The sequence below is a fragment of the Haloactinopolyspora sp. genome (assembly GCF_027324685.1).
In the GTDB taxonomy this organism is placed as follows: domain Bacteria; phylum Actinomycetota; class Actinomycetes; order Jiangellales; family Jiangellaceae; genus Haloactinopolyspora.
In genome coordinates this window covers 15,227-34,087 of the sequence record NZ_DAHVSH010000187.1, presented here as the reverse complement: position 1 = coordinate 34,087, position 18,861 = coordinate 15,227, and the positions used below count along the sequence as shown (strand labels likewise).

At 69.9% G+C, this 18,861-nt stretch carries 19 protein-coding genes, 1 pseudogene and 1 riboswitch; of the genes and pseudogenes, 4 read left to right on the top strand and 16 right to left on the bottom strand.

Annotated elements, in window-relative coordinates:
• From M6444_RS20450 to M6444_RS20440, 3 genes and pseudogenes are all read right to left on the bottom strand, one after another.
• Positions 1–182: pseudogene (locus tag M6444_RS20450) on the bottom strand (HNH endonuclease); the annotation flags it as partial.
• A 45-nt stretch (positions 183–227) separates the two neighbouring features.
• On the bottom strand, positions 228–944 hold the full coding sequence (locus M6444_RS20445) for a lysophospholipid acyltransferase family protein (RefSeq protein ID WP_298331641.1): 717 nt from the start codon (positions 942–944) through the stop codon (positions 228–230).
• A gap of 41 nt (positions 945–985) precedes the next feature.
• Complete coding sequence (locus tag M6444_RS20440) at positions 986–1,729, bottom strand: hypothetical protein (RefSeq protein ID WP_298331639.1); 744 nt, start codon at positions 1,727–1,729, stop codon at positions 986–988.
• Between the two features lie 105 nt (positions 1,730–1,834).
• A riboswitch (TPP riboswitch) is annotated at positions 1,835–1,939 on the top strand.
• 90 nt (positions 1,940–2,029) lie between these two features.
• Here M6444_RS20440 and M6444_RS20435 point away from each other — a divergent pair.
• The 3 genes from M6444_RS20435 to M6444_RS20425 are packed head-to-tail and all read left to right on the top strand — an operon-like array spanning position 2,030 to position 4,910.
• Positions 2,030–2,641, top strand: coding sequence for an ECF transporter S component (locus tag M6444_RS20435; protein ID WP_298331636.1), 612 nt, complete (start codon positions 2,030–2,032; stop codon positions 2,639–2,641).
• Complete coding sequence (locus M6444_RS20430; protein ID WP_298331633.1) at positions 2,641–4,101, top strand: ABC transporter ATP-binding protein; 1,461 nt, start codon at positions 2,641–2,643, stop codon at positions 4,099–4,101. Before M6444_RS20435 ends, M6444_RS20430 begins: the two co-directional genes overlap by 1 nt.
• A complete protein-coding gene (locus M6444_RS20425; protein WP_298331631.1) occupies positions 4,098–4,910 on the top strand; it encodes an energy-coupling factor transporter transmembrane component T in 813 nt (270 codons plus the stop codon). The genes M6444_RS20430 and M6444_RS20425 overlap by 4 nt, the downstream gene beginning before the upstream one ends.
• On the opposite strand, the gene M6444_RS20420 is transcribed toward M6444_RS20425, so the two are convergent.
• Positions 4,907–5,362, bottom strand: a complete 456-nt coding sequence (locus M6444_RS20420) for a MarR family transcriptional regulator (protein ID WP_298331628.1) — start codon at positions 5,360–5,362, stop codon at positions 4,907–4,909. The genes M6444_RS20425 and M6444_RS20420 overlap by 4 nt on opposite strands.
• A gap of 42 nt (positions 5,363–5,404) precedes the next feature.
• Between M6444_RS20420 and M6444_RS20415 the strand changes: the two genes are divergently transcribed.
• Complete coding sequence (locus M6444_RS20415) at positions 5,405–6,544, top strand: P-loop NTPase (protein ID WP_363326445.1); 1,140 nt, start codon at positions 5,405–5,407, stop codon at positions 6,542–6,544.
• Between the two features lie 112 nt (positions 6,545–6,656).
• On the opposite strand, the gene M6444_RS20410 is transcribed toward M6444_RS20415, so the two are convergent.
• From M6444_RS20410 to sigE, 12 genes are all read right to left on the bottom strand, one after another.
• Positions 6,657–8,726: a hypothetical protein gene (locus M6444_RS20410; protein WP_298331622.1), complete on the bottom strand. Its 2,070-nt coding sequence runs from the start codon at positions 8,724–8,726 to the stop codon at positions 6,657–6,659.
• Positions 8,727–8,734: 8 nt separating this feature from the next.
• The gene (locus M6444_RS20405) at positions 8,735–9,979 is read right to left on the bottom strand and encodes an enolase C-terminal domain-like protein (RefSeq protein ID WP_298331620.1); all 1,245 of its coding nucleotides are present in this window, start codon (positions 9,977–9,979) and stop codon (positions 8,735–8,737) included.
• Between the two features lie 4 nt (positions 9,980–9,983).
• On the bottom strand, positions 9,984–10,784 hold the full coding sequence (locus tag M6444_RS20400; RefSeq protein ID WP_298331618.1) for an SDR family oxidoreductase: 801 nt from the start codon (positions 10,782–10,784) through the stop codon (positions 9,984–9,986).
• A gap of 12 nt (positions 10,785–10,796) precedes the next feature.
• On the bottom strand, positions 10,797–11,612 hold the full coding sequence (locus tag M6444_RS20395) for a carbohydrate ABC transporter permease (RefSeq protein ID WP_298331616.1): 816 nt from the start codon (positions 11,610–11,612) through the stop codon (positions 10,797–10,799).
• Between the two features lie 11 nt (positions 11,613–11,623).
• Entirely contained in the window at positions 11,624–12,523 is a 900-nt protein-coding gene (locus M6444_RS20390; RefSeq protein WP_298331614.1) for a sugar ABC transporter permease, read from the bottom strand.
• Positions 12,524–12,540: 17 nt separating this feature from the next.
• The gene (locus M6444_RS20385; RefSeq protein WP_298331612.1) at positions 12,541–13,815 is read right to left on the bottom strand and encodes an extracellular solute-binding protein; all 1,275 of its coding nucleotides are present in this window, start codon (positions 13,813–13,815) and stop codon (positions 12,541–12,543) included.
• Positions 13,816–13,846: 31 nt separating this feature from the next.
• Positions 13,847–14,554: a FadR/GntR family transcriptional regulator gene (locus M6444_RS20380; RefSeq protein WP_298331610.1), complete on the bottom strand. Its 708-nt coding sequence runs from the start codon at positions 14,552–14,554 to the stop codon at positions 13,847–13,849.
• A gap of 163 nt (positions 14,555–14,717) precedes the next feature.
• Positions 14,718–15,152 (bottom strand): Sec-independent protein translocase protein TatB, encoded by a 435-nt coding sequence (gene tatB / locus M6444_RS20375; RefSeq protein ID WP_298331608.1) that lies wholly within the window; start codon positions 15,150–15,152, stop codon positions 14,718–14,720.
• Between the two features lie 91 nt (positions 15,153–15,243).
• Positions 15,244–16,506 (bottom strand): trypsin-like peptidase domain-containing protein, encoded by a 1,263-nt coding sequence (locus M6444_RS20370; protein ID WP_298331606.1) that lies wholly within the window; start codon positions 16,504–16,506, stop codon positions 15,244–15,246.
• Positions 16,507–16,532: 26 nt separating this feature from the next.
• On the bottom strand, positions 16,533–17,636 hold the full coding sequence (locus tag M6444_RS20365; RefSeq protein WP_298331604.1) for a sigma-E factor regulatory protein RseB domain-containing protein: 1,104 nt from the start codon (positions 17,634–17,636) through the stop codon (positions 16,533–16,535).
• On the bottom strand, positions 17,630–18,190 hold the full coding sequence (locus tag M6444_RS20360) for a zf-HC2 domain-containing protein (protein WP_298331602.1): 561 nt from the start codon (positions 18,188–18,190) through the stop codon (positions 17,630–17,632). The genes M6444_RS20365 and M6444_RS20360 overlap by 7 nt, the downstream gene beginning before the upstream one ends.
• The gene (gene sigE, locus M6444_RS20355; protein WP_298331600.1) at positions 18,187–18,837 is read right to left on the bottom strand and encodes an RNA polymerase sigma factor SigE; all 651 of its coding nucleotides are present in this window, start codon (positions 18,835–18,837) and stop codon (positions 18,187–18,189) included. The genes M6444_RS20360 and sigE overlap by 4 nt, the downstream gene beginning before the upstream one ends.
• Positions 18,838–18,861 lie beyond the last annotated feature (24 nt).

Below are 18,861 nucleotides of genomic sequence, written 5' to 3'. Positions count from 1 at the left end.
CGCACGAAGCGCAGCAACCGCACCACCAGCGGCGTGGGCAGCTCGCGGGTGGCCGACCGGATGAGTTTCGCGGAGTCGGCGTGCTCCATGACCGCCTTCTCGGTGAGCACGAGGACCACGGCTCGCTTCACCGACACCACGGAGAGCGGCTCATAGGAGGCATTGAGGACCAGCGTGTTCACTCGCGCGCCTCCTTCCGGGCCCGCTTAGCACGGCCTGTGCCGACTCTAGTGTCGCTCATCGGAGCAGCACACCGAATTTCCGGCTACGGTGCGCCACACGTCGACCACCCGATCCTGGATCAAGTTGACGACGTCACGCAGCGGCAACCCCGCGTACTCTTCGCCGAGAATCGGAGGCCCGACCCGCAGCCGGACGGTCGGGCGGCGCACGATGGACGTCAGCGCCCCGCCCAGGCTGCGTGCCGTGGAGCCGGAGCCGATGCGGCGGGCGTCGTGATGAGCTACGGGCACCACCGGGACACCGGTCTCGCTGGCCAGCCGCCCCACGCCGAAGCGGAACCGGCGCGGTGAGCCGTCCTCGGTGGCCGACACGTCGCCTTCGGGATAGATGCCCACGACTTCGCCGCGGCCGAGCGCTTCGCGTGCCGCGCGGAGAGCCGCGGCACCGGCCTGGCGCACCCCCACCTCGATCATGCCCGCCTGCCGAGCCAGCGGCCCGATGAGCGGGTTCTCGAACACCATCGATGACGCCATGAACCGGATGTGTGCGTGGTCGACGCCACACGACGCCCGGCCGCAGGGAACGCTGGGCCGTAGTCCGGCGCGGTGCAACGTGGCCAGAACCGGCGGAACGTCGGCGATGGTGGTGTGATTGACGGCCACGATGGCTGGGCCCTGTGCCGGTAGGTGGTGCAACCCGTCCGCGCGAACCCGCCCGAACAGGCTGGTGAGCCCCACGGCAACCGAACCCACTAGTTCCACAATGGATGATTATGACGCACGACGGCGTCCAGGTAGCGCAGCTACTCCGCCGGAAGGTCTTCGACGTCGAGCAACTCGTCGTCGGTCGGCGGCTGGATCTCGACCGGCTCGCCGAAGTCGGTGAAGGTCAGGATCCCTTTCCCGGCCGAGGCGCCCTTCTCTTCGAAGCGCAGTGGCAGGGGCTCGCCGATGGCGGCCACCCACAGCGTCGCGCCGGTCTCCGGGAACAGCAGGCCGACGGCCAGGCGTCCGTCCACTTCGGCGACGCCGGTCATCTCCGATGGTGCGCCGGCGCCGAGGACCGCCTGGGCGAAAGTGGCGCCGTCGGCGAAGATGTCGAAGCCGGATTCGGAGTCCGGAGTGATGTGTATCCACTTGCCGGCGATCGTCTCGTCGGCGTCGGCTCCCACGAGGGCCGACATGGAGTCGGCGTCGCCACTGACGAACACCGAGCCGTCGGCGGCCAGGATCTGCATCGGATTGCCGGTGTTGATCGTGCCGACCGAGCCGACCCCGACGTCGAACGTGATGTCGATGGCCTTACCGCTGGTCGTGGTGCCGCTGACCCGGTACGACCCGGTGGCCTCCATCGCGGCGATGGTCTTCTTCAGGGCCGTGGCCGGTTCCAGCTCGGCGATGCCGTTCTGGGCGGCCGCGTTGCTCACGGAGATCTGCGCCAGTGGTGCCACCGAGCGGTGCTCGGGGCCGATGCTGCACGCCGTGGCCGTAGCGGCCAATCCGACGGCGACGCCCACTGCGGCCAGGCGGCGAACAGCCTTCGGCATGGGTGGTCGACCTCGTTCGAATCGGCTCAAACGGTTGGGCGCGGTCCGCACGACCGCCGCGACGGAGCATACCCGGTGCTAGCCTAGGCAGCCAGGACAACTTCATACCCACGACAGGGGAGCGCTGCAGCGCTGAGAGTGCGGGACATCCCGCAGACCCTCGAACCTGATCCGGATCATGCCGGCGCAGGGAGTCGATACTCTTCGCACCGCAGTGTGTCCGGGGCCCTCGAGCCCACGGATGCGCTGTTTTCGAATGCAGGTGCTCCTCTGTCGTCCAGCGAGAGGAGCAGCAGACACATGAGCCGATCCGAGACCAGCGCGTCGCCGCGACGGCGCTGGGGATGGCGCACCGTCGACATCGTCGTGGCTTCCGTGTTAGCCGCCGCGTTCGGCGTGCTGTTCGCCGCATGGAACAACCTCGTCTACCCCACCATCAGCGCCCCGCTGGCCAGCTCCCCGGCCGCGCCGTTGATCGCCGGGGTGTGGCTGATGCCGGCCGTGGTGGGCGGGCTGGTGGTGCGCAAGCCCGGTGCCGCCCTGTTCACCGAGGTCGTCGCGTCCACGATTTCGATGTTCTTCGGCTCGGCGTGGGGCCTGGCCGTGTTCATGTCGGGTGTGTGGCAAGGCCTCGGCGCCGAACTCGTGTTCGCGCTGCTGTTCTACCGGCGCTGGGGATTCGTTCCGGCGATCCTGGCCGGCGCGGGAGCGGGGCTGGCGATGGGCCTGTACGAGGCGACGGTGTCGTCGATCGCGCCCTACGCCTGGGACTGGAAGGTCGTCTACGTGCTGTGCGCCGTGGCGACCGGCACGGTCGTGGCCGGCGTGCTGGGCTACGTGCTGGTGCGCGCGTTGGCTCGCACGGGCGCGCTGGCGCCGTTCGCTGCCGGGCGGACCCAGGGCGAGATCTGATGGGGCGGACCCTGCGCGGCGCGCGGGTGAGCCTGCGCAGCTGGGGCTGGCGCTACGCCGGGCGGCGGGCCTGGGCATGCCGGGGGGTCGACCTCGACATCGAGGCCGGTGAACGGGTGCTGCTGATGGGCGGATCCGGCGCGGGCAAGTCCACGTTGCTGCGCGGGGTCGCCGGGCTGCTCGACCCCGAGACCGCCGCCGAGACCGAAGGCGAGATCCTGGTGGACGGGCAGCCGGCCGAGGCGGCCCGCGACCGGATCGGCATGCTCCAGCAGGACCCCGAGACGTCCTTGGTCATGTCGCGGTCCGGGGACGACGTGGCGTTCGGGCTCGAGAACGCCGGAGTGCCGGCCGACGAGATCTGGCCGCGCGTGGACGCAGCGCTGGCTCAGGTCGGGTTCGGTTACGGCCGCGACCGGCCCACCGCGGCGCTGTCCGGCGGTGAGCAGCAACGCCTGGCCCTGGCCGGCGCTCTGGTACGACGTCCGAGCGTGCTCGTCCTCGACGAGCCCACGGCCAATCTCGACCCGCCGGGGCGAACGACCGTCCTCGGCACCTTGGAGCGCGCGCTCGACGAGGCCGGCTCGACCCTGCTGATCGTGGAGCACCGCGTCGACGAGGTCGTCGAGCTCGTCGACCGGGTCGTGGTGCTCGCTCCCGGCGGCGGCGTGGCCGACGACGGCGCGCCGGGCGACGTGTTCGCCCGGCGCGGCCGGGATCTCGAACGCGACGGCGTGTGGGTGCCGGCGCCGTGGGGACGCCCGCCGCCGGCGTATCGGCCCGGCCCCGGCGGCGACCCCTTGCTCGCTGCGAACGAGGTCAGCGTGACCTACCCCCACACCGAGCGGGCCGCGCTGCACGAAGCCGACCTCACCGTCCGGCGCGGCGAGGCCGTGGTCGTCACCGGCGCGAACGGCAGCGGCAAGTCCACCCTGGCGATGGTGCTGGCGGGCCTGTTGCGCCCGGACACCGGCGCCGCCCGGCTGCTGGACTCGCCCGCCACGCCGCTGCACGCTTGGCGCGCCCGCGACCTGTGCCGGCGTGTGGGCACGGTCTTCCAGGAGCCGGAGCACCAGTTCGTCACCCGCACCGCCCGGCAGGAACTGCTGATCGGACCGAAACGCGCCGGGATCGACCGGGACGCCGCCGCTCGGCGCGCGGACGACCTACTGGCCCGGCTCCGGCTCGACCGGTTGGCCGAGGCCAATCCGTTCACGCTGTCCGGCGGTGAAAAACGGCGCCTGTCGGTGGCCGCCGTCCTCGCGACAGCTCCGGACCTGCTGATTCTCGACGAGCCGACCTTCGGTCAGGACGCCCGGACCTGGTCGGAGCTGCTGCAGCTGTGTGTCGACCTGCGCGACGAGGGAGCCGCGTTGGTCGCTGTGACCCACGACGAAACGTTCGCCGACGCGCTGGGCGACCGCCGCGTCGAGGTGGCTGACGGGAAGTTGTCGCCATGACCCTGTTGCAGACGAGTCTCACGGTGAACACCGCCGCGCCCCTGGCCCGGCGCGACGCGCTGGTGAAGCTGGGCGCCGCGCTCGTGCCGGCCCTGGCCCTGCTGGGCAGTGTCGATCCGGTGTCGGCGGGCATCGTGCTCACCGCTGCGGTGCTCAGCGTCCCGGCCTGGGGGGTGCGGTGGTCCGGCCTGCTGCGCCGCGCCTGGCCGCTGGCGCTCGCGGTGGTCATGGTCACGGCCGGGAACGCGGTGTTCACCGACCGCAAGGGTGGTGCCGAACTCATCGACGCCGGCCCGGTGCTGATCACGACGGACAGCGTCGCCATCGGCCTGGCCGCGGGGGTGCGCATCGCCGCGATCGCACTGCCCGGCGTGCTCGCCGTGTTGACGATCGATCCGGTCGACCTCGCCGACTCGCTGGTCCGCCACCTGAAGGTGCCGGCCAGGTTCGCCTACGGGTCGCTGGCCGCGTTCCGCCTGGCGCCGATCATGGCCGCCGAATGGGACGTCCTCGGGCGAGCACGCCGGGCCCGCGGCTTCGGTGGCGACCGCAACCCGGTCACCGCGGTGCAGGTGTTCGCCGGTCGCGTGTTCGCGCTGCTCGTGGGCGCCGTGCGCCGAGGCACCGCGCTGGCGGTCGCGATGGACGCTCGGGGTTTCGACGCCTCGGCCACCCGGACCTCCGCCCGGTACCGGCCCATCGACCGTGGCGACGTGGCGATGCTGGCCGGCTCGTTCGTGCTCACCGCCGTCGCCGTGACTCTCGCCGTGGTGACCGGCGCCTGGAACCCGGTGATCTCCAGCGGCTAGTTCTCGATGCGCTGCAGCAGTTCGGCGACCGTCCTCAGCTCGTCGTCGTCGAAGCGGCCGACGACGTAGTCGCGGATGCCGCGCAGGTGCGTGCCGCTGGTCTCGCGCAGCCGGTCGTAGCCGGCCTGGGTCAGCACGGCGTAGAAGCCGCGGCCGTCACCGTCAGCTTGGATCCGCTGTACCAGGCCGTCTTCGGCCATCCGGTCGACCAGCCTGGTCAGGCCGCTGGGCGAGAGCATGACCCGGTCCGCCAGCTCGCTCATCCGCAACCGTTGGTCGTCGGCCTCGAGCAGCCGCGCCAGCACGTCGTACCACGCCAGTGGCAGCCCGTGCTGCTCCAGCAGGTCGGCCTCGAGCCGGCGGATGACGCGGGAGTGCACACGCAGGAACAGCCGCCACACGTCGAGCTGCTCTGGTGTGACCCGCTGATCGGTTCCCTGGGTGCCTGTCATGGTGTGCACATCCTAGCGACGTAGCATCGAGGTATGAGCCCGCTGCCATCTGTCGACGACGTCCAGGCTGCCCTCGCCGGCGTCAAGGATCCCGAGATCAAGCGGCCGATCACCGAGCTCGGCATGGTGAAGTCGGTCGACGTCGCTCCGGACGGCGCGGTCACCGTCGAGGTCTATCTCACCATCGCCGGCTGCCCGCTGAAGGACACGATCACCCGCGACGTCACCGCCGCGGTCATGGCACTGCACGGCTCCACCTCGGTCGACGTCAAGCTCGACGTGATGTCCGACGAGCAGCGCCAGGAGCTGTCCCAGCGCCTTCGGGGCGGTGCGGCCGAGAAGGAGATCCCGTTCGCCAAGCCCGACTCGCTGACCCGCGTATACGCGATCGCCTCCGGCAAGGGCGGCGTCGGCAAGTCGTCGGTCACCGCCAACCTGGCCGCTGCCATGGCCGCCGACGGGGTCTCGGTGGGTCTGGTCGACGCCGACATCTACGGGCACTCCGCGCCGCGCATGCTCGGTGTCGACGGTTCCCGGCCGACGGTCGTCGACCAGATGATCATGCCGATCCCCGCGCACGACCTGAAGCTGATCTCCACCGAGATGTTCAAGCCCGACCGCGACACCCCGGTGGCGTGGCGCGGGCCCATGCTGCACCGCGCCCTGCAGCAGTTCCTGACCGACGTGTTCTGGGGCGACCTCGACATCCTCCTGCTCGACCTGCCTCCTGGCACCGGCGACGTCGCCATCTCGCTGGCGCAGTTGCTGCCCAATGCCGAGCTCGTCGTCGTCACCACACCGCAGCTGGCCGCGGCCGAGGTGGCCGAGCGCGCCGGCTCCATCGCCATCCAGACCCACCAGCAGGTCGCCGGGGTCATCGAGAACATGTCGTTCATGCCCTGCCCGCACTGCGGGTCCGAGCACCGCCTCGACGTGTTCGGCTCCGGCGGCGGCCAGCGCGTCGCCGACGGTCTGTCGCGCCGGCTCGGCGCCACGGTCCCGCTGCTCGGCGAGGTCCCGCTGGACGTCCACATGCGTGAAGGCGGCGACGAAGGCAAGCCGCTGACCATCAGCGAACCGGATGCTCCGGCCGCGGTGGCGCTGCGCGACATCGCGCACCGCCTGTCGCACCGGCAGCGCGGCCTGGCCGGGATGTCGCTGGGGCTCTCCCCCGCCGGCTGACGAAGATCATGAGGCACCTACGGCCCCACAACGCCGCAACCGCCTCATGATCGCCAGCGCCGGAGAGCCGAACACGCGCCACAGGCAACTCATGATCACCTCTCGCGAGCGATCATGAGACAACACCGGCCGCGTCGACGTCCACCAGGCGATCGCCCACACGGACGTTGCGCAGCCGCGCCTCGGGGTCGATACCAGCCAGCTGCGGCGCGGCCGACACCGAGCCGTCCAACTCTGCTGACACGCCGAACAGCCCCTCGACCACCAGCGCCGCCCACGACCCGGCCGACGAGCAGGCCCAGTCGATGAGGTACGGAAACTGCGGCGGTGACTTTCGAGCGCCGCCGTTGACGGGTTCGGCGGCCTCCTCGACGAAATGCGCCTGCCCGGGCGGGCCCTGGTTGGCGGTGCGGGCCAGTCCCGGCAGCCAGTCCGCGACGACGTCGGCCCGGCCGAGCTCGATCAGCGCCCGCCCGGCTTCAGCCGGCCACGCCGGGTACGCGCCGTTCCATTGATGGTCCGGGCGCACGCTGTAGCTCGCGTCGTCGTCGTAGGCGGACAACGCCCGCATCCACGACGGCGTACGCAGCTCGCGCACGAAGAAGTCGACCATCTCGGCTCGTCGCTGCTGGGGCAGGTCACGTCCCACGGTCATGCCGACCGTGGTGAAGTCGTAGCAGTGGCGGACCGGCACCATCCGGCCGTCGGGCTGGCGGGCGTGCCAGAATCCGCGGCCCTCGACGTAGAGCTGTTGCACCTCGGTCAGCAGCGCATCCGCCCGGGCACGCAGGTCTTTCGCCGCCTCGGCGTCGTCGCGCAGCTCGGCGACATCGGCGGCCACCCGCATGCACCACACGTTCGCCGCGTTCAGCGAGGCCACCTCGTGCACGTAGGAGCTGACGCACTCGAGCAGATTGTCGATGTCGCCGTAGTCGGCCAGGGCGTGCTCGCGCCGGAACCCCTCCCAGGCTGTCGCCCACTCACGCAGGTGCTCGGCCACGGTACGGCGGGGGCCGTCGGAGGCGGCCAGTTCGACGTCGAGGAACCCGGCCGTGCCGTTCCAGCGGACGTAGTCGCGGACCAGCCGGGTCATGGCGTAGTCGTTGACCGAGTACCAGTACCCGGCCGGCCCGCCGGTGAGCCATTCGGTGCCGAAATGCCGGTGAATGTCCAGGGCGATCCAATGCTCGATCTGGCGTCGCATCGGCACCGGGTCCAGCAGCGCGTGCACCATCGAGCTGAGGCTGAAGTCCCAGATGAACGTCGTGGTCTGCCAATATCTGGGCATCAGCGTGTCGTAGACGCGCCCGAGCACGCTGGCGGGGTTGTCGCGGCGGAACCAGATCGTGCCCATGGCGCCCCACCAGTACAGCCGCCGCAGCGCGGCGTTGCTGGTTTCGAGCACGGGCAGGTGGCCGCTGAACTCGTCGTTGCCCGGGGTGAACGCGGCGCGCAGGGTGCGGTTCCACGCCGTGTGCGCCGCCTCGACGAGCCCCGGGACGTCCGCGGCGGCGGTGTCGAAGGCCGCCAGCGCGCCGTCGTCGTTGCCGTCGGTGACGTGCACGAATCCGAACCGGTAGGTCTGACCTGGATCGATGCGCGCGTCGACCTCGATGACCCGATCGCGGACCCGGGCGCCGCCCACGTCCACGCCTTGCACCGTGACCGCTGCCGACGTGCGGGCGCGCCCGATCACCGCCGCGCGGCCGGGCCCGGCCTGCAGGTCGTTGGCCTCCGCGGGCGGTGACGGCTCACGCCACCCGTCCGCCGCACGCGTGACGGTCGAGGCGACCGACAGCCCCAGGCACACCTGCCGGGCATGCTCGGAGGTGTTCGTGACCTCGATGTTCACCACGACGCCCGCGATCTCGCGCGGCATGACGGTCGTGGTGGTGATCGCCAGCTCGCCCACCTGGGTCCACCGGGTGACCCGGTCGGGGCGCCAGCGCATCGAGACCGGCACGCCGAAGGACCGGAACAGCCGCCCGTCGAGCGAGAGCACCCCGGTGATCGTGTCGCCGTGCGAGTACGGCGCGATGTTGACGCTTCGAATGCCGGTGATGTCGTGGTCGATTTGGGCCGCGCCGAGGAAGTTGGTCAGCCCGGGCGGGTTGACCATGTCGTCGAATCGCTGGGTGACGACGTCGCTCTCGAAGTCGTCCACGGTCGGGATGGCAGGCATGGCGGTCCTCACCTCAACGGCAGATCGACCGGGCCGGACGCGGCCGGGTCGGCCCAATCGGCGTTGGGCAGCAACGGGAACCACCCGGGACGGCCCGGGTCGCGGTCATACGGATAGCCGCCGAGCTCTCGGTACAGCTCGGCATACTCGGCGAGCTTGTCGCGGTTCAACGTCACGCCGAGCCCGGGGGCCGACGGGACGTCTATCGCGCCGTCGCGGTAGATGAGCTTGCCGCCGTCGATCACGTCGTCGGTCAGATGGTGGTAGTGCGCGTCGGCGGCGAACGACAGGTTCGGCACGACCGCGCCGAGATGCAGCATGGTGGCCAGCTGAATGCCGAGCTCGCCCGACGAGTGCACGGCCACCCCGAGTTGGAAGGTCTCGCAGACCCCGGCGGCACGCACACACGCCCGGATGCCACCCCAGAACGTCGTGTCCAGCAGGATGACGTCGGCGGCGGGGTCGCGCACGTTCGCCGCCAGTTGCTCGAAGTTGACCACCACGGTGTTCGTGGCGATGGGCACCGTGGTGCGCTCGCGCACGCGGCGCAGGCCGTTCAGGCCGTACGTCGGGTCTTCGAAGTAGTCGTTGTGGAGGTCTTCGATGGCCCTGGCGAAGCGGATGCCCTGCTCGGGCGACAACGCGGCGTTCGGGTCGTGGCGTAGCCGGTCGTGCGGAAACGCCTCGGCCAGGGCGCGGTAGCAGGCCAGCTCGTACTCCGGCGCGAACACGCCGCCCTTGAGCTTGTGGACGTTGAACCCGTGCTGGGTCTTGAGCTCGCGGGCGTGCTCGACGAGTTGATCAGGCGTGCGGACCTCGCCGCTGCCGTCGGGTCCCGGGTAGCGAAAGAACAGGTAGCTGGCGAACGGCACCCGGTCGCGCACCCGCCCGCCCAGCAGCTCGTGCACGGGGACGCCGAGGTGGCGGCCCTGCAAGTCGAGGCAGGCGAACTCGATGGCCGCCAGCAGCTGCGTGCGGTTGTTGTACAGGCTGGCCGTCGGGTTGGCCAGCATGAACCGCAGCACCTCGGTCCGGGCCGGATCGTGGCCGACGAGGTAGTCGCGCAGGCCGCGCACCGCGGCCTCGGCGCTTTGCCCGCCGCCACCCATCTCGCCCAGCCCGATCAGCCCGTTGTCCGCTTCGACTTCCACGACGGTGCGGACGAACCGGCCCCAGTGCGCGCCGTTGCTGTGGCGCAGCGGCGCATGCAGCGGAACGGTGACCGTGGTCGCGCGGACATCGACGATGTGCATGCCCTCAGCTCTCCCCCGGGCTCGCATCCGGCAGCGGGACACCGAGGGAAGAGATGACGCCCCCGTCGACGCGCAGGTCGGCGCCGGTGATGAAGCTCGCCTGCGGACTCGCGAGGTAAGCGATGGCGTCGGCCACCTCCGAGGGCCGGGCCACCCGCCCGATCGGGTGCGTGCGGCCCCACTCGGCGACGATCTCGTCGTTGGGCCGGCCGCCACCGAACTTGTCCGCGGCCCAGCGCAGCATCGGGGTGTCCACCGAGGCCGGGCAGACGGCGTTGACCCGCACGCCGTCAGCGGCGTGGTCCACGGCCATCGCCTTGACCAGCGACAGCAAGGCGCCCTTCGTGGCCGAGTACGCGGCGACCCGGGTCTGGGTGGCGTAGGCCTGCACCGAGGACACGACCACCACGGACCCGCCGCCCTCGGCGCGCAGCAGCGGCATCAACCAGTGGCACACGGCGAACACCGCCCGGAAATTCACCCCGACGACCTCGTCGAACAGCGCCATGCTGGTCTCTTCGACCGTGCCGTACCGCTGGATGCCCGCGGCACACACCAAGGTGTCGATGCTCTCGAACCGCTCGGCCAACTCGGCGGCGCACCGCTCGACCGCCTCGTCGGAGGCGACGTCGAGGGTCATCGGCACGATGGTCCACCCCGCCTCCTGGCCGCGCCGTTCGAGCTCGACCAGCTTCTCGCTGTCGCGGTCCAGTGCCACGACCACGTCGCCGTCGCCCGCCAGGCGCTCCACCGTCGCCAGCCCGATACCGGCGGCGCCTCCGGTGACCACGGACACTCTCGTCATCGGTGGGCCTCCTCAGAACTGCCCGAGGTTCAGACCTCGAGTGAAGAATCGCTGTGTGGACAGGAACAGCACGACCGTCGGAAGCGACACCAGCAGCCCGCCGGCCAGGACCGTGGGCAGCTGGGACCCGCCGTACGTGCTCTGCATGCTGGTCAGCGCGGTCATGAGCGGACGCACGTCGCCGGACTGGCTCAACGCCAGGCCGAGTAGCAGGTCGTTCCAGACGAACGTGGCCTGCAGGATGAACACCGCCACCAGCGCACTGCGCGACATCGGCAGATAGATCCGCCAGAAGATCCGCCACGTCGTGGCGCCGTCCATCACCGCAGCCTCGAACACCTGGTGCGCGATACCGCCGAGGAAATTCCGCATGACCAACGCCGAGAAGGGCACACTGATGGCGGCATAGACCGCGATCATGCCCAGCCGAGTGTCGAACAGCCCGACCTCGGCGTAGCCGACGAACAGCGGCAGGATGATCATCTGCAGCGGGAACACCGTCCCGCCGAAGACCAGCACGAACCAGAAGAAGCCGTGCTTGAGCCTCAACGCCACGATGGCATAGCCGATGGCGGCCCCGATCAGCACGGCCACGGCCGGCCCGGCGATGCTGTAGATCACGGTGCTCAGCACCGCTTCGCCGAGCCCGGCGCGCTCCCACGCGTCGACGATGTTGTCGACCAGGGCGAACTCGGCGATCGGCCGCCACACCGCGTCCGAGGCGTACTCAGCCGCCGGCTTGGCGGCGTTGACCAGCAACAGATACAGCGGGGCGAGCCAGATCACGCCGAGAATGGTCAGCACGACCGGCCGGATCACCCGGGACATCGACATCGACCTCACCACTCGTGCCGCGGGGAGAGCTGGCGGCGCAGGTACGTGATGGCCGCGATGAACGTCACGACGCTCAGGAACAGCGCGACCGCCGACCCCATGCCGTAGGCGCTGTTGACGAACGCCTCGCGGTACATCGTCAAGGCCAGGGTCTCCGACGAGCGCCCGGGCCCGCCTTCGGTCATGGCCATGACGATGTCGAAGGTCTTCAGGCTGGCCACCAGGGCCAGGCCGACGACAACGGTGGTCAGCGGCCGCAGCATCGGCCAGAGCATGTGCCGGAACAGCCGCCAGCCAGCAGCGCCGTCCATCTTGGCCGCCTCGAGCGGTTCCTTGGGGATGGACTGCAGGCCGATCACGAACAGCAAAGCGTTGACGCCGGTCTGCTGCCAGGCCCAGGCGCCGATCATGACCAGGGTGTTCATCGGCTCGTCCAGCAGCCAGCGGTTCTCCGCGCCGGGCAGCCCGAACGCCTCGAGCACCTGGCTGAGCCCGCCGCCGTTCTGCAGGACGAAGCTCCACACCACGCCGACCGCGACCGGTGAGACCGCGTACGTGATCAGGAACGGCAGCCGGAACCACACCCCGAACCGCATGTCGTAGGTCATGACCGCGATGAGCAGGCCCAGCCCGACCGGGATCGTGATGGTGCCCACGACCCACAGCAGCGTGTTGCGCAGCGACGTGAGGAAGTTCGGGTCGTCGAACATCTCGCGGTAGTTGGCCAGGCCCACCCACTCGGGTGAGCCCAGGCCGTTGTACTCGGTGAAGCTGATCACCGACGTCCACACGAACGGCAGGTACAGCAACACCGCGACGACCAGTACCGCGGGCAACCCGAACGCGCGTGCCGACCACTGATAGGACGCACCCCGCTCGCGGGGGGCGACGCTAGTCCCCGTCATCGTCGATCGTGGGTCTCTCAGCCCTGGTCACTCCAGTACGCCTCTGCCTCGGCCTGGATGGTCTCCAGGTGCGGCATCGGGTCACCGGGGTTGGTCACGAAGGCGCTGAACTCGTCGAGCGCGGCGGTCAGCACCGGCGTGGGCGTGGCCTCGAAGTAGCGCTCCAGCAGCTGGTAGCCGTCGGTGCCGGCCTCCTGGTTCAGCGAGGCGAGCTGCTCGTCGTTGATCAGAGCCTTCGGGTTGAACGACACGTCACCGCGGGCGTTGGCCCACGTGGTCTGGGCCTCTTCGGTCATCCACCACGAGGCGTACTGCAGCGCCAAGTCACGGTTCTGGGCCTCTTCGGCCGTGCAGATCGGGCCGGTCTCGAAGATCAGCGGGGTCTGTTCCAGGTCGGGGTTGACCTTGGGGATGATGAAGAAGTCGTAATCGGTGCCCGAGACCATGTCGACGCTGTTCAACTGGCCGCTCAGGAACGTCCCGAAGTTGATCATCGCCACGGTGCCGTTCTTCAGCTGGACCTGCGGCTCGGTCTGGTCACCGGGGTCGCCGAAGTAGCCCTTCTCGTGCATCTCGCGCCACCGGTTCATCACGTCCACGACGCCGGCGTCGGTGTAGCTGGCCTCTCCCGACGACAGCGCGGCGTAGAGCTCGGGGTCGGTGCCGGCCAGCAGGGTCTGGAACCAGACGAAGGAGAACAGGATGTTCGTCTCGTAGAACGGCGTCTGCCCGGCCGCGACGAGCTTGTCGGCGGCCGCGACCAGCTCATCCCAGGTGGTCGGTTCCTTGATGTCGTGCTCGGCGAAGACCTTCGTGTTGTAGTACATCACCCAGTAGGCGGCGTTCATCGGCACGCAGTACTGCTCGCCGTCGATGGTGAAGTGTTCGCGAAGGTCGCCGGGGACGTTGCCTTCGTCGATCGACTGCTGCCAGATGTCGGTGGTCGGGGCGACCAGACCCTCGGCGACGAGATCCTCGAGCTCACTGCCGGTGTGCCAGGTGAACAGGTCCGGTTTCTCGTCGGTGCGGAACGACTGGCGGATGAAGGCGGAGTACTGGTCGGCTTCGGAATAGCCGGTGAAGTCCAGAGTCAGTCCGAGCGCGTTCTCCGACACGTCGGAGACCTGGAGGAACTGTGGTTCCCAGGCCGCCTTGTCGGTGTAGAACGACAACGATCCGGGAGCCTCGGCACCGCCGCTTCCGTACTCGTCCTCGTCGTCGCCGCCACACGCGGCCAGAACGAGCGCCGATGCGGCCAACCCGGCCACCGTTGCGCTGTATCGGATTCTCACCTGAAACCACCTCGTATGCATGGGGTGCGGGTCATTGTTCGCCGTTCAGATCTCGCGCCCGGATGGCCTCGATGACGTTGCTCAGGTGATCGCGTGTGGCCTGGAAGGCCGCATCGATGTCACCGTCGAGCACGGCGCGGGTGATGCGTTGATGCTCTTGGAAATCCTCCGACTCGTTGCCGTGCAGGCGCAGAATCTCTTTCTGTTCCTCGGCGTGGACCAGGACGATCGAGTCCACGACCTCGGCCAAGACCGTGTTGCCGGCGGCTTGGGCCAAGGCCCGGTGAAAGTCGAGGTTGACGATCCACAGCCGGTCACGGGCGTCGTTGAGGCACTGCTCGGCCTCGGCGAGTTTCGCGGCCAGCCGGGCGCACCCGTCCGGGTCGCGCACGGTGGCCGCCGTCGCCGCGATGGGCGGCTCGATCACGCGCCGCGCTTCCAGCAGGTCGATCAGCCGCTCACCGGTGAGGACCTGGCTGTGCGGATTGTGCACGACCGAGCGGCGCACGTTCTCACCGACGTACACCCCCGACCCGTGCCGCAGGACGACCACGCCCATCGCCTCGAGCCGGCGCAACCCTTCGCGCATCGTGGGCACTGCGACGTCGAAGCGGCGCGCCAACTCTCGCACCGTGTCCATCTGAGCGCCGGGTTCGAGCCCGTTCTCGTGGATGAGCTCGACGACGCCCGAGGCCAGTTCATCGGCCAGGGTGCGTCGGCTGACCTCTCCAGCAGGCACAGGCGGTGGGCTCCTCAGGGCATCGGGGCGTGAGGGGGCACATTCTGACGCGGTTGATTAGATCACTAGTTCAACCGCTTGTCGACAACTGTGACGTAACCGCAACATGACGGCGCAGCAACATCCTGTCATATCGACAGAAAGGGCGGATCTGACAGGTCGCTCAGGTTGCTTCGGGATCGAACCGCGGCGACTCCTCCACAGGAGTCTCACTCGAGCTGCTGGGCTTCGCGACACTGCCGTTGCGCTGATTGGTGCCGTTGCGCTGAGTGGTGTTGTTCCGCGCGGCGCTCTTGCGCGGCTTCGGATCGTCGTCGAGGCCGAGATCGTCGAGGCCCAGGTCGACGCCGTCGAGGACCTTCTTGCGCACGAACGAGCGGGGGTTGCGAAGTTCGGAGAGGGTGCGCAGGTCCTCTTCGTCGATGCCCAGGTCACCGACGCTGTTGGACAGGTCGCGCCGGGCGTTGGCGACCATCGTGCGCAGATCGCGGACGAACGAAGCGGCCTGCTTCGCCATCGTGGGCAGCCGGTCGGGCCCGAAGACGAACAGTGCGACAACGAGGATGACGAACACCTCGCCGATACCTATGTCGAACACCGCCGCTCCAGCTCCTCATTTCGTGGGGCCCCAGCACTCGGGCGATCGTGACAGTCAAGCGTACATGGCGCCGGAAGCCGGAATGTCCGGGTCACCCGACGGCTTCACCGAGGGTCAGCGTGAACTCGAGCTTTTCGCCCTCGCGCTCCACGACCACGGTGACTTCGTCGCCGGGTTCGTGAGCGCGCAGGCGCACGATGAGCTCGGCCGCGCCCCGAACCTCGTCGCCGTCGATCGCGACGATGACGTCACCGGGACGGATGTCGACGTCGTCGGCCGGGCCACCCGGGCTGACCCCCGGCCCGTCCTCGCCTTCGACCGCGACCCGGGCGCCAGGGCCGTTGTAGGAGTTGTCGAGCAGGACGCCCATGACCGGATACACGGCCTCGCCGGTGCGGATCAGCTGCTCGGCGGTCCGTTTGACCTGCTCGACCGGGATCGCGAAACCCAGCCCGATACTGCCGCTGGCGTTCAGGCCCACCGAGGCGATGGCCGAGGTGACCCCGATGACGCGCCCGTTGGTGTCGACCAGCGGGCCACCGGAGTTACCGGGATTGATGGCCGCATCGGTCTGCAGTGCGTTGATGTAGGCCTGCGAGGCCTGGTCGCCGGCTGTCACCGGACGCTCGACGGCCGACACGATGCCGCTGGTCACGGTGGCGTCCAAGCCGAGCGGGCTGCCGATGGCCACGACGGGATCGCCGACGGCGACCGACGCGGAGTCGCCGAACATGACCGGTTGCAGACCGTCGGCGTCGATCTGCAACACCGCGAGGTCGTAACTGGGACTCGCGCCGACGACCTCGGCCTCGAACTCCCGGCCGTCGAACAGCGTCAGGTCCACCGCTTGGTCGCCCGCGGCGGCGATCACGTGGTTGTTGGTGAGGACGTAACCGTCGGCGCCGATGACGAATCCGGATCCTTCGGCGTCAGCGGCTCGTACCGACACGACGCTGGGCAGGACACTGGCCGCAACCCCCGCGATGGAGTCCGGCGGACGCTGAACCAGTTGGGAGTTTTCGGCCCCGATGACGGTGACGGAGTCCGATCCGGCCCGGGAGTCGTCGATGCCCTCGGCCAGCATGCCGCCGCCCGCACCGGCCAACGCAGCCACGAGGAACAGCGCGGCTGCGCGCCTGCCGCGGTGGCGCCGCGGCGGTGGTGGCGTGGCGATCTGCGCAGTGGCTGTCGGCGGATCCGGCGCCGACTCCTCTCGCGGGCGCTGCAGGAAGGGCGCTGCTGCGGGCGCACGCTCGACGGGGGTGGTGAATCGCCATTCGCCGCCGGCCCACGGTCGGTGCCCGGCACGGCGCGCCGAGGTGAACTCACCCAGACTCGTCCAGCCCGCCTTCATGGGCACATTCTTTCATCGTTCGCGGCTCAGTCGAACGGGTTGAGCCAGGAGCCGACTCGCTGTGCTCCGCGCCCGATCCGGGCGAAGAAGCCGTCGTCTTGCTTGGGGGGTGGTCTCACCTGTTCCGGCGGCAGGCTGTCGATCAGCGATTCCACCGTTTGCATGGGCGCCTCGGCGACCACGGTGATGACATGTCCGCCGGACGTCCAGGTCAGGCGTGCCGGCGGGCCGGGCCGGGTGTAGACGACGCCGCCGTCGACCTCCGCCGTCGAGTAGCCCTCGAGCTGGTGCGGATCGAGCCGGCCGCGCTGCTCGAACACCGAGACCGTCATCACCCCGTCGGAGTAACTGAGCTGGATCGCCTCACCGACGCGGCGAGCCTCGTACAGCACCATGCCGTTGGACAAGGTCTCCGGGCAGTGCCAGCCTTCGTCACGCAGCCGCTCGATGTCCGACCAGTGCAGCATCGCGGCCTGGCGGTCGGTGCCGAACGACGTGTCGGTGGTGCCGAAGTCGCAGCACGCTCCCGCACCGCCGATGGTCACCTCGACGAACGCGCTGGCACTGAGCGGGTAGCCGTCATGGGCGAACGATTCGCGCCGCAGCGACAGCGCGGTCTCGCGATCCAGCCACAGCCGCACCGCCACGCTGCCGTCGTCACGCCGGGCCTCGACGATGTCGGTCGGGCGCCCGGCGACCGTGCCGGAGCCGGCCATGCGCACGTCGTAGGCGTCGAGCAACAGGTCGACCGGGCCGTCGCCGGCCAGCCAGCTCGCCGCCGTCCGGCCCTGCAGGATGGCGGTCTGGTCGTCGTGCAGCGCGATCTCGGTCTGGCCGCCGGCCGCATGCCGGACTTGAACGATGGCGCTGGTCGACGCCGCGGATTTCGCCAGCGCCGACCAGGTGGACACGTACTGCGTGCCCGAGTAGGACACCTGGCTGCCCGCGGCGGCGGACTGGCGGAGCAACTCGACGGCGTAGGAATCGTCTCCGGCCCCGACGGGCTTGGCCGACGGCACATGCACGAACACGGCGATCGCACCGACCAGCATCGGCACGACGAGGACCGGCGCCACCAGCGCGGCGAGACCCCCCGCCACGCCCTGCGCGCGCGGACCGTGCGTCACCATCCGCCTCCCAGCGAACCGGCCTGCCGGACCAGCAGCGACGCCGGCTCGACGAACGGCAGCGCTCCGGTGGAGCGGGCGTGCTCGAGGGTGAACTCCTCGACGGGCGGGACGATGCCGGCCGGCGTCGGGGACGGATCGGACGTGGTGGACGGCGATCCGAGCGCGGCCAGCAGGATCAGCATCGCACCGGAGGTGCACATCCCCACCGCCGCGACCCGCATGGTGCGGACCCGCCGCGGCAGGCGTCGCCCGCCCGGCCGGGACGGCGGGTGGGACTCGCGGGTGCGCCAGTCGGCCACCGGGGCCGGGGCACTGCCCGGAGCCTCCGGCGGCAGCGGGTCACCGGGTTCAGCCAGCGCCAGCAGATTCTGGACCAGGGTGGCCGACGGCGCGACGTCGGGCAGCGAGCGCAGCGCGTTCTTGGCGTGCCGCTCGTCCTCGACGGCGTTGCGGCATTGCGCACATTCGGTCAAGTGCACGAGGGCGCGGTCGCGCTCGTCGTGGTCGAGCCGGTCGTCGACGAGGTCGCTGACTCGCTCGTCGAGATGTTTCATGCAGGCTCCCCGTGTTCGCGGGTCCCGTCGGCGCGCGGTGCTGGTGTGTCCAAGGCGCTGGCGTCGTCGGGCGCGCGGTGGTCGAGCGCGGCGCGCAGTTGCGCGCGGCCACGGTGGATGCGGCTGCGGACCGTCCCGAGCTTGATGCCGAGGGAGGCGGCGATCTCTTCGTAGGACAGGCCTTCGATGTCACACAGCACGACCGCTGCGCGGAAATCCGGCGGCAACGCGTCGAGGGCGCGGTGGATGTCCGCGTCGAGCATGCGGTCGGACAGCGCGTGCTCCGGCGTCGGCTCCCGCCCCCGCAGGCGGTCGGCGGCGTCGTCGGCCAGAGCGTCGAAGCGGATGCGCTGCTTGCGGCGGACGGAGTCGAGGAACAGATTGGTCGTGATGCGGTGCAGCCAGCCCTCGAACGTGCCGGGCGTGTACGACGACAGCGAGCGGAACACCCGGACGAACACGTCCTGGGTGAGGTCTTCGGCATCGTGGGCATTACCGGTGAGCCGGTATGCCAGCCGGTAGACCCGGGCCGAGTGTTCACGGACGATCTCGTCCCAGCTCGGCGGGGTCCATGCGGCCCCGGCTTCCACGTCCGCCACGAGCAGACCTCCCTCGACAGGGCTCGTCGACACGAGCACTGTATCCATCGTGACTCATCGCCCCTTCCGGTA

Bases quoted from the DNA above. Each gene is read 5' to 3' on its own strand.
- M6444_RS20405 (WP_298331620.1), bottom strand. From the start codon at position 9,979: ATGCACATCGTCGATGTCCGCGCGACCACGGTCACCGTTCCGCTGCAT.
- M6444_RS20435 (WP_298331636.1), top strand. From the start codon at position 2,030: ATGAGCCGATCCGAGACCAGCGCGTCGCCGCGACGGCGCTGGGGATGG.
- M6444_RS20390 (WP_298331614.1), bottom strand. From the start codon at position 12,523: ATGACGGGGACTAGCGTCGCCCCCCGCGAGCGGGGTGCGTCCTATCAG.
- M6444_RS20430 (WP_298331633.1), top strand. From the start codon at position 2,641: ATGGGGCGGACCCTGCGCGGCGCGCGGGTGAGCCTGCGCAGCTGGGGC.
- M6444_RS20360 (WP_298331602.1), bottom strand. From the start codon at position 18,190: ATGAAACATCTCGACGAGCGAGTCAGCGACCTCGTCGACGACCGGCTC.
- sigE (WP_298331600.1), bottom strand. From the start codon at position 18,837: ATGGATACAGTGCTCGTGTCGACGAGCCCTGTCGAGGGAGGTCTGCTC.
- M6444_RS20440 (WP_298331639.1), bottom strand. From the start codon at position 1,729: ATGCCGAAGGCTGTTCGCCGCCTGGCCGCAGTGGGCGTCGCCGTCGGA.
- M6444_RS20365 (WP_298331604.1), bottom strand. From the start codon at position 17,636: ATGGTGACGCACGGTCCGCGCGCGCAGGGCGTGGCGGGGGGTCTCGCC.
- M6444_RS20410 (WP_298331622.1), bottom strand. From the start codon at position 8,726: ATGCCTGCCATCCCGACCGTGGACGACTTCGAGAGCGACGTCGTCACC.
- M6444_RS20395 (WP_298331616.1), bottom strand. From the start codon at position 11,612: ATGTCCCGGGTGATCCGGCCGGTCGTGCTGACCATTCTCGGCGTGATC.
- M6444_RS20425 (WP_298331631.1), top strand. From the start codon at position 4,098: ATGACCCTGTTGCAGACGAGTCTCACGGTGAACACCGCCGCGCCCCTG.
- M6444_RS20420 (WP_298331628.1), bottom strand. From the start codon at position 5,362: ATGACAGGCACCCAGGGAACCGATCAGCGGGTCACACCAGAGCAGCTC.
- M6444_RS20400 (WP_298331618.1), bottom strand. From the start codon at position 10,784: ATGACGAGAGTGTCCGTGGTCACCGGAGGCGCCGCCGGTATCGGGCTG.
- M6444_RS20370 (WP_298331606.1), bottom strand. From the start codon at position 16,506: ATGAAGGCGGGCTGGACGAGTCTGGGTGAGTTCACCTCGGCGCGCCGT.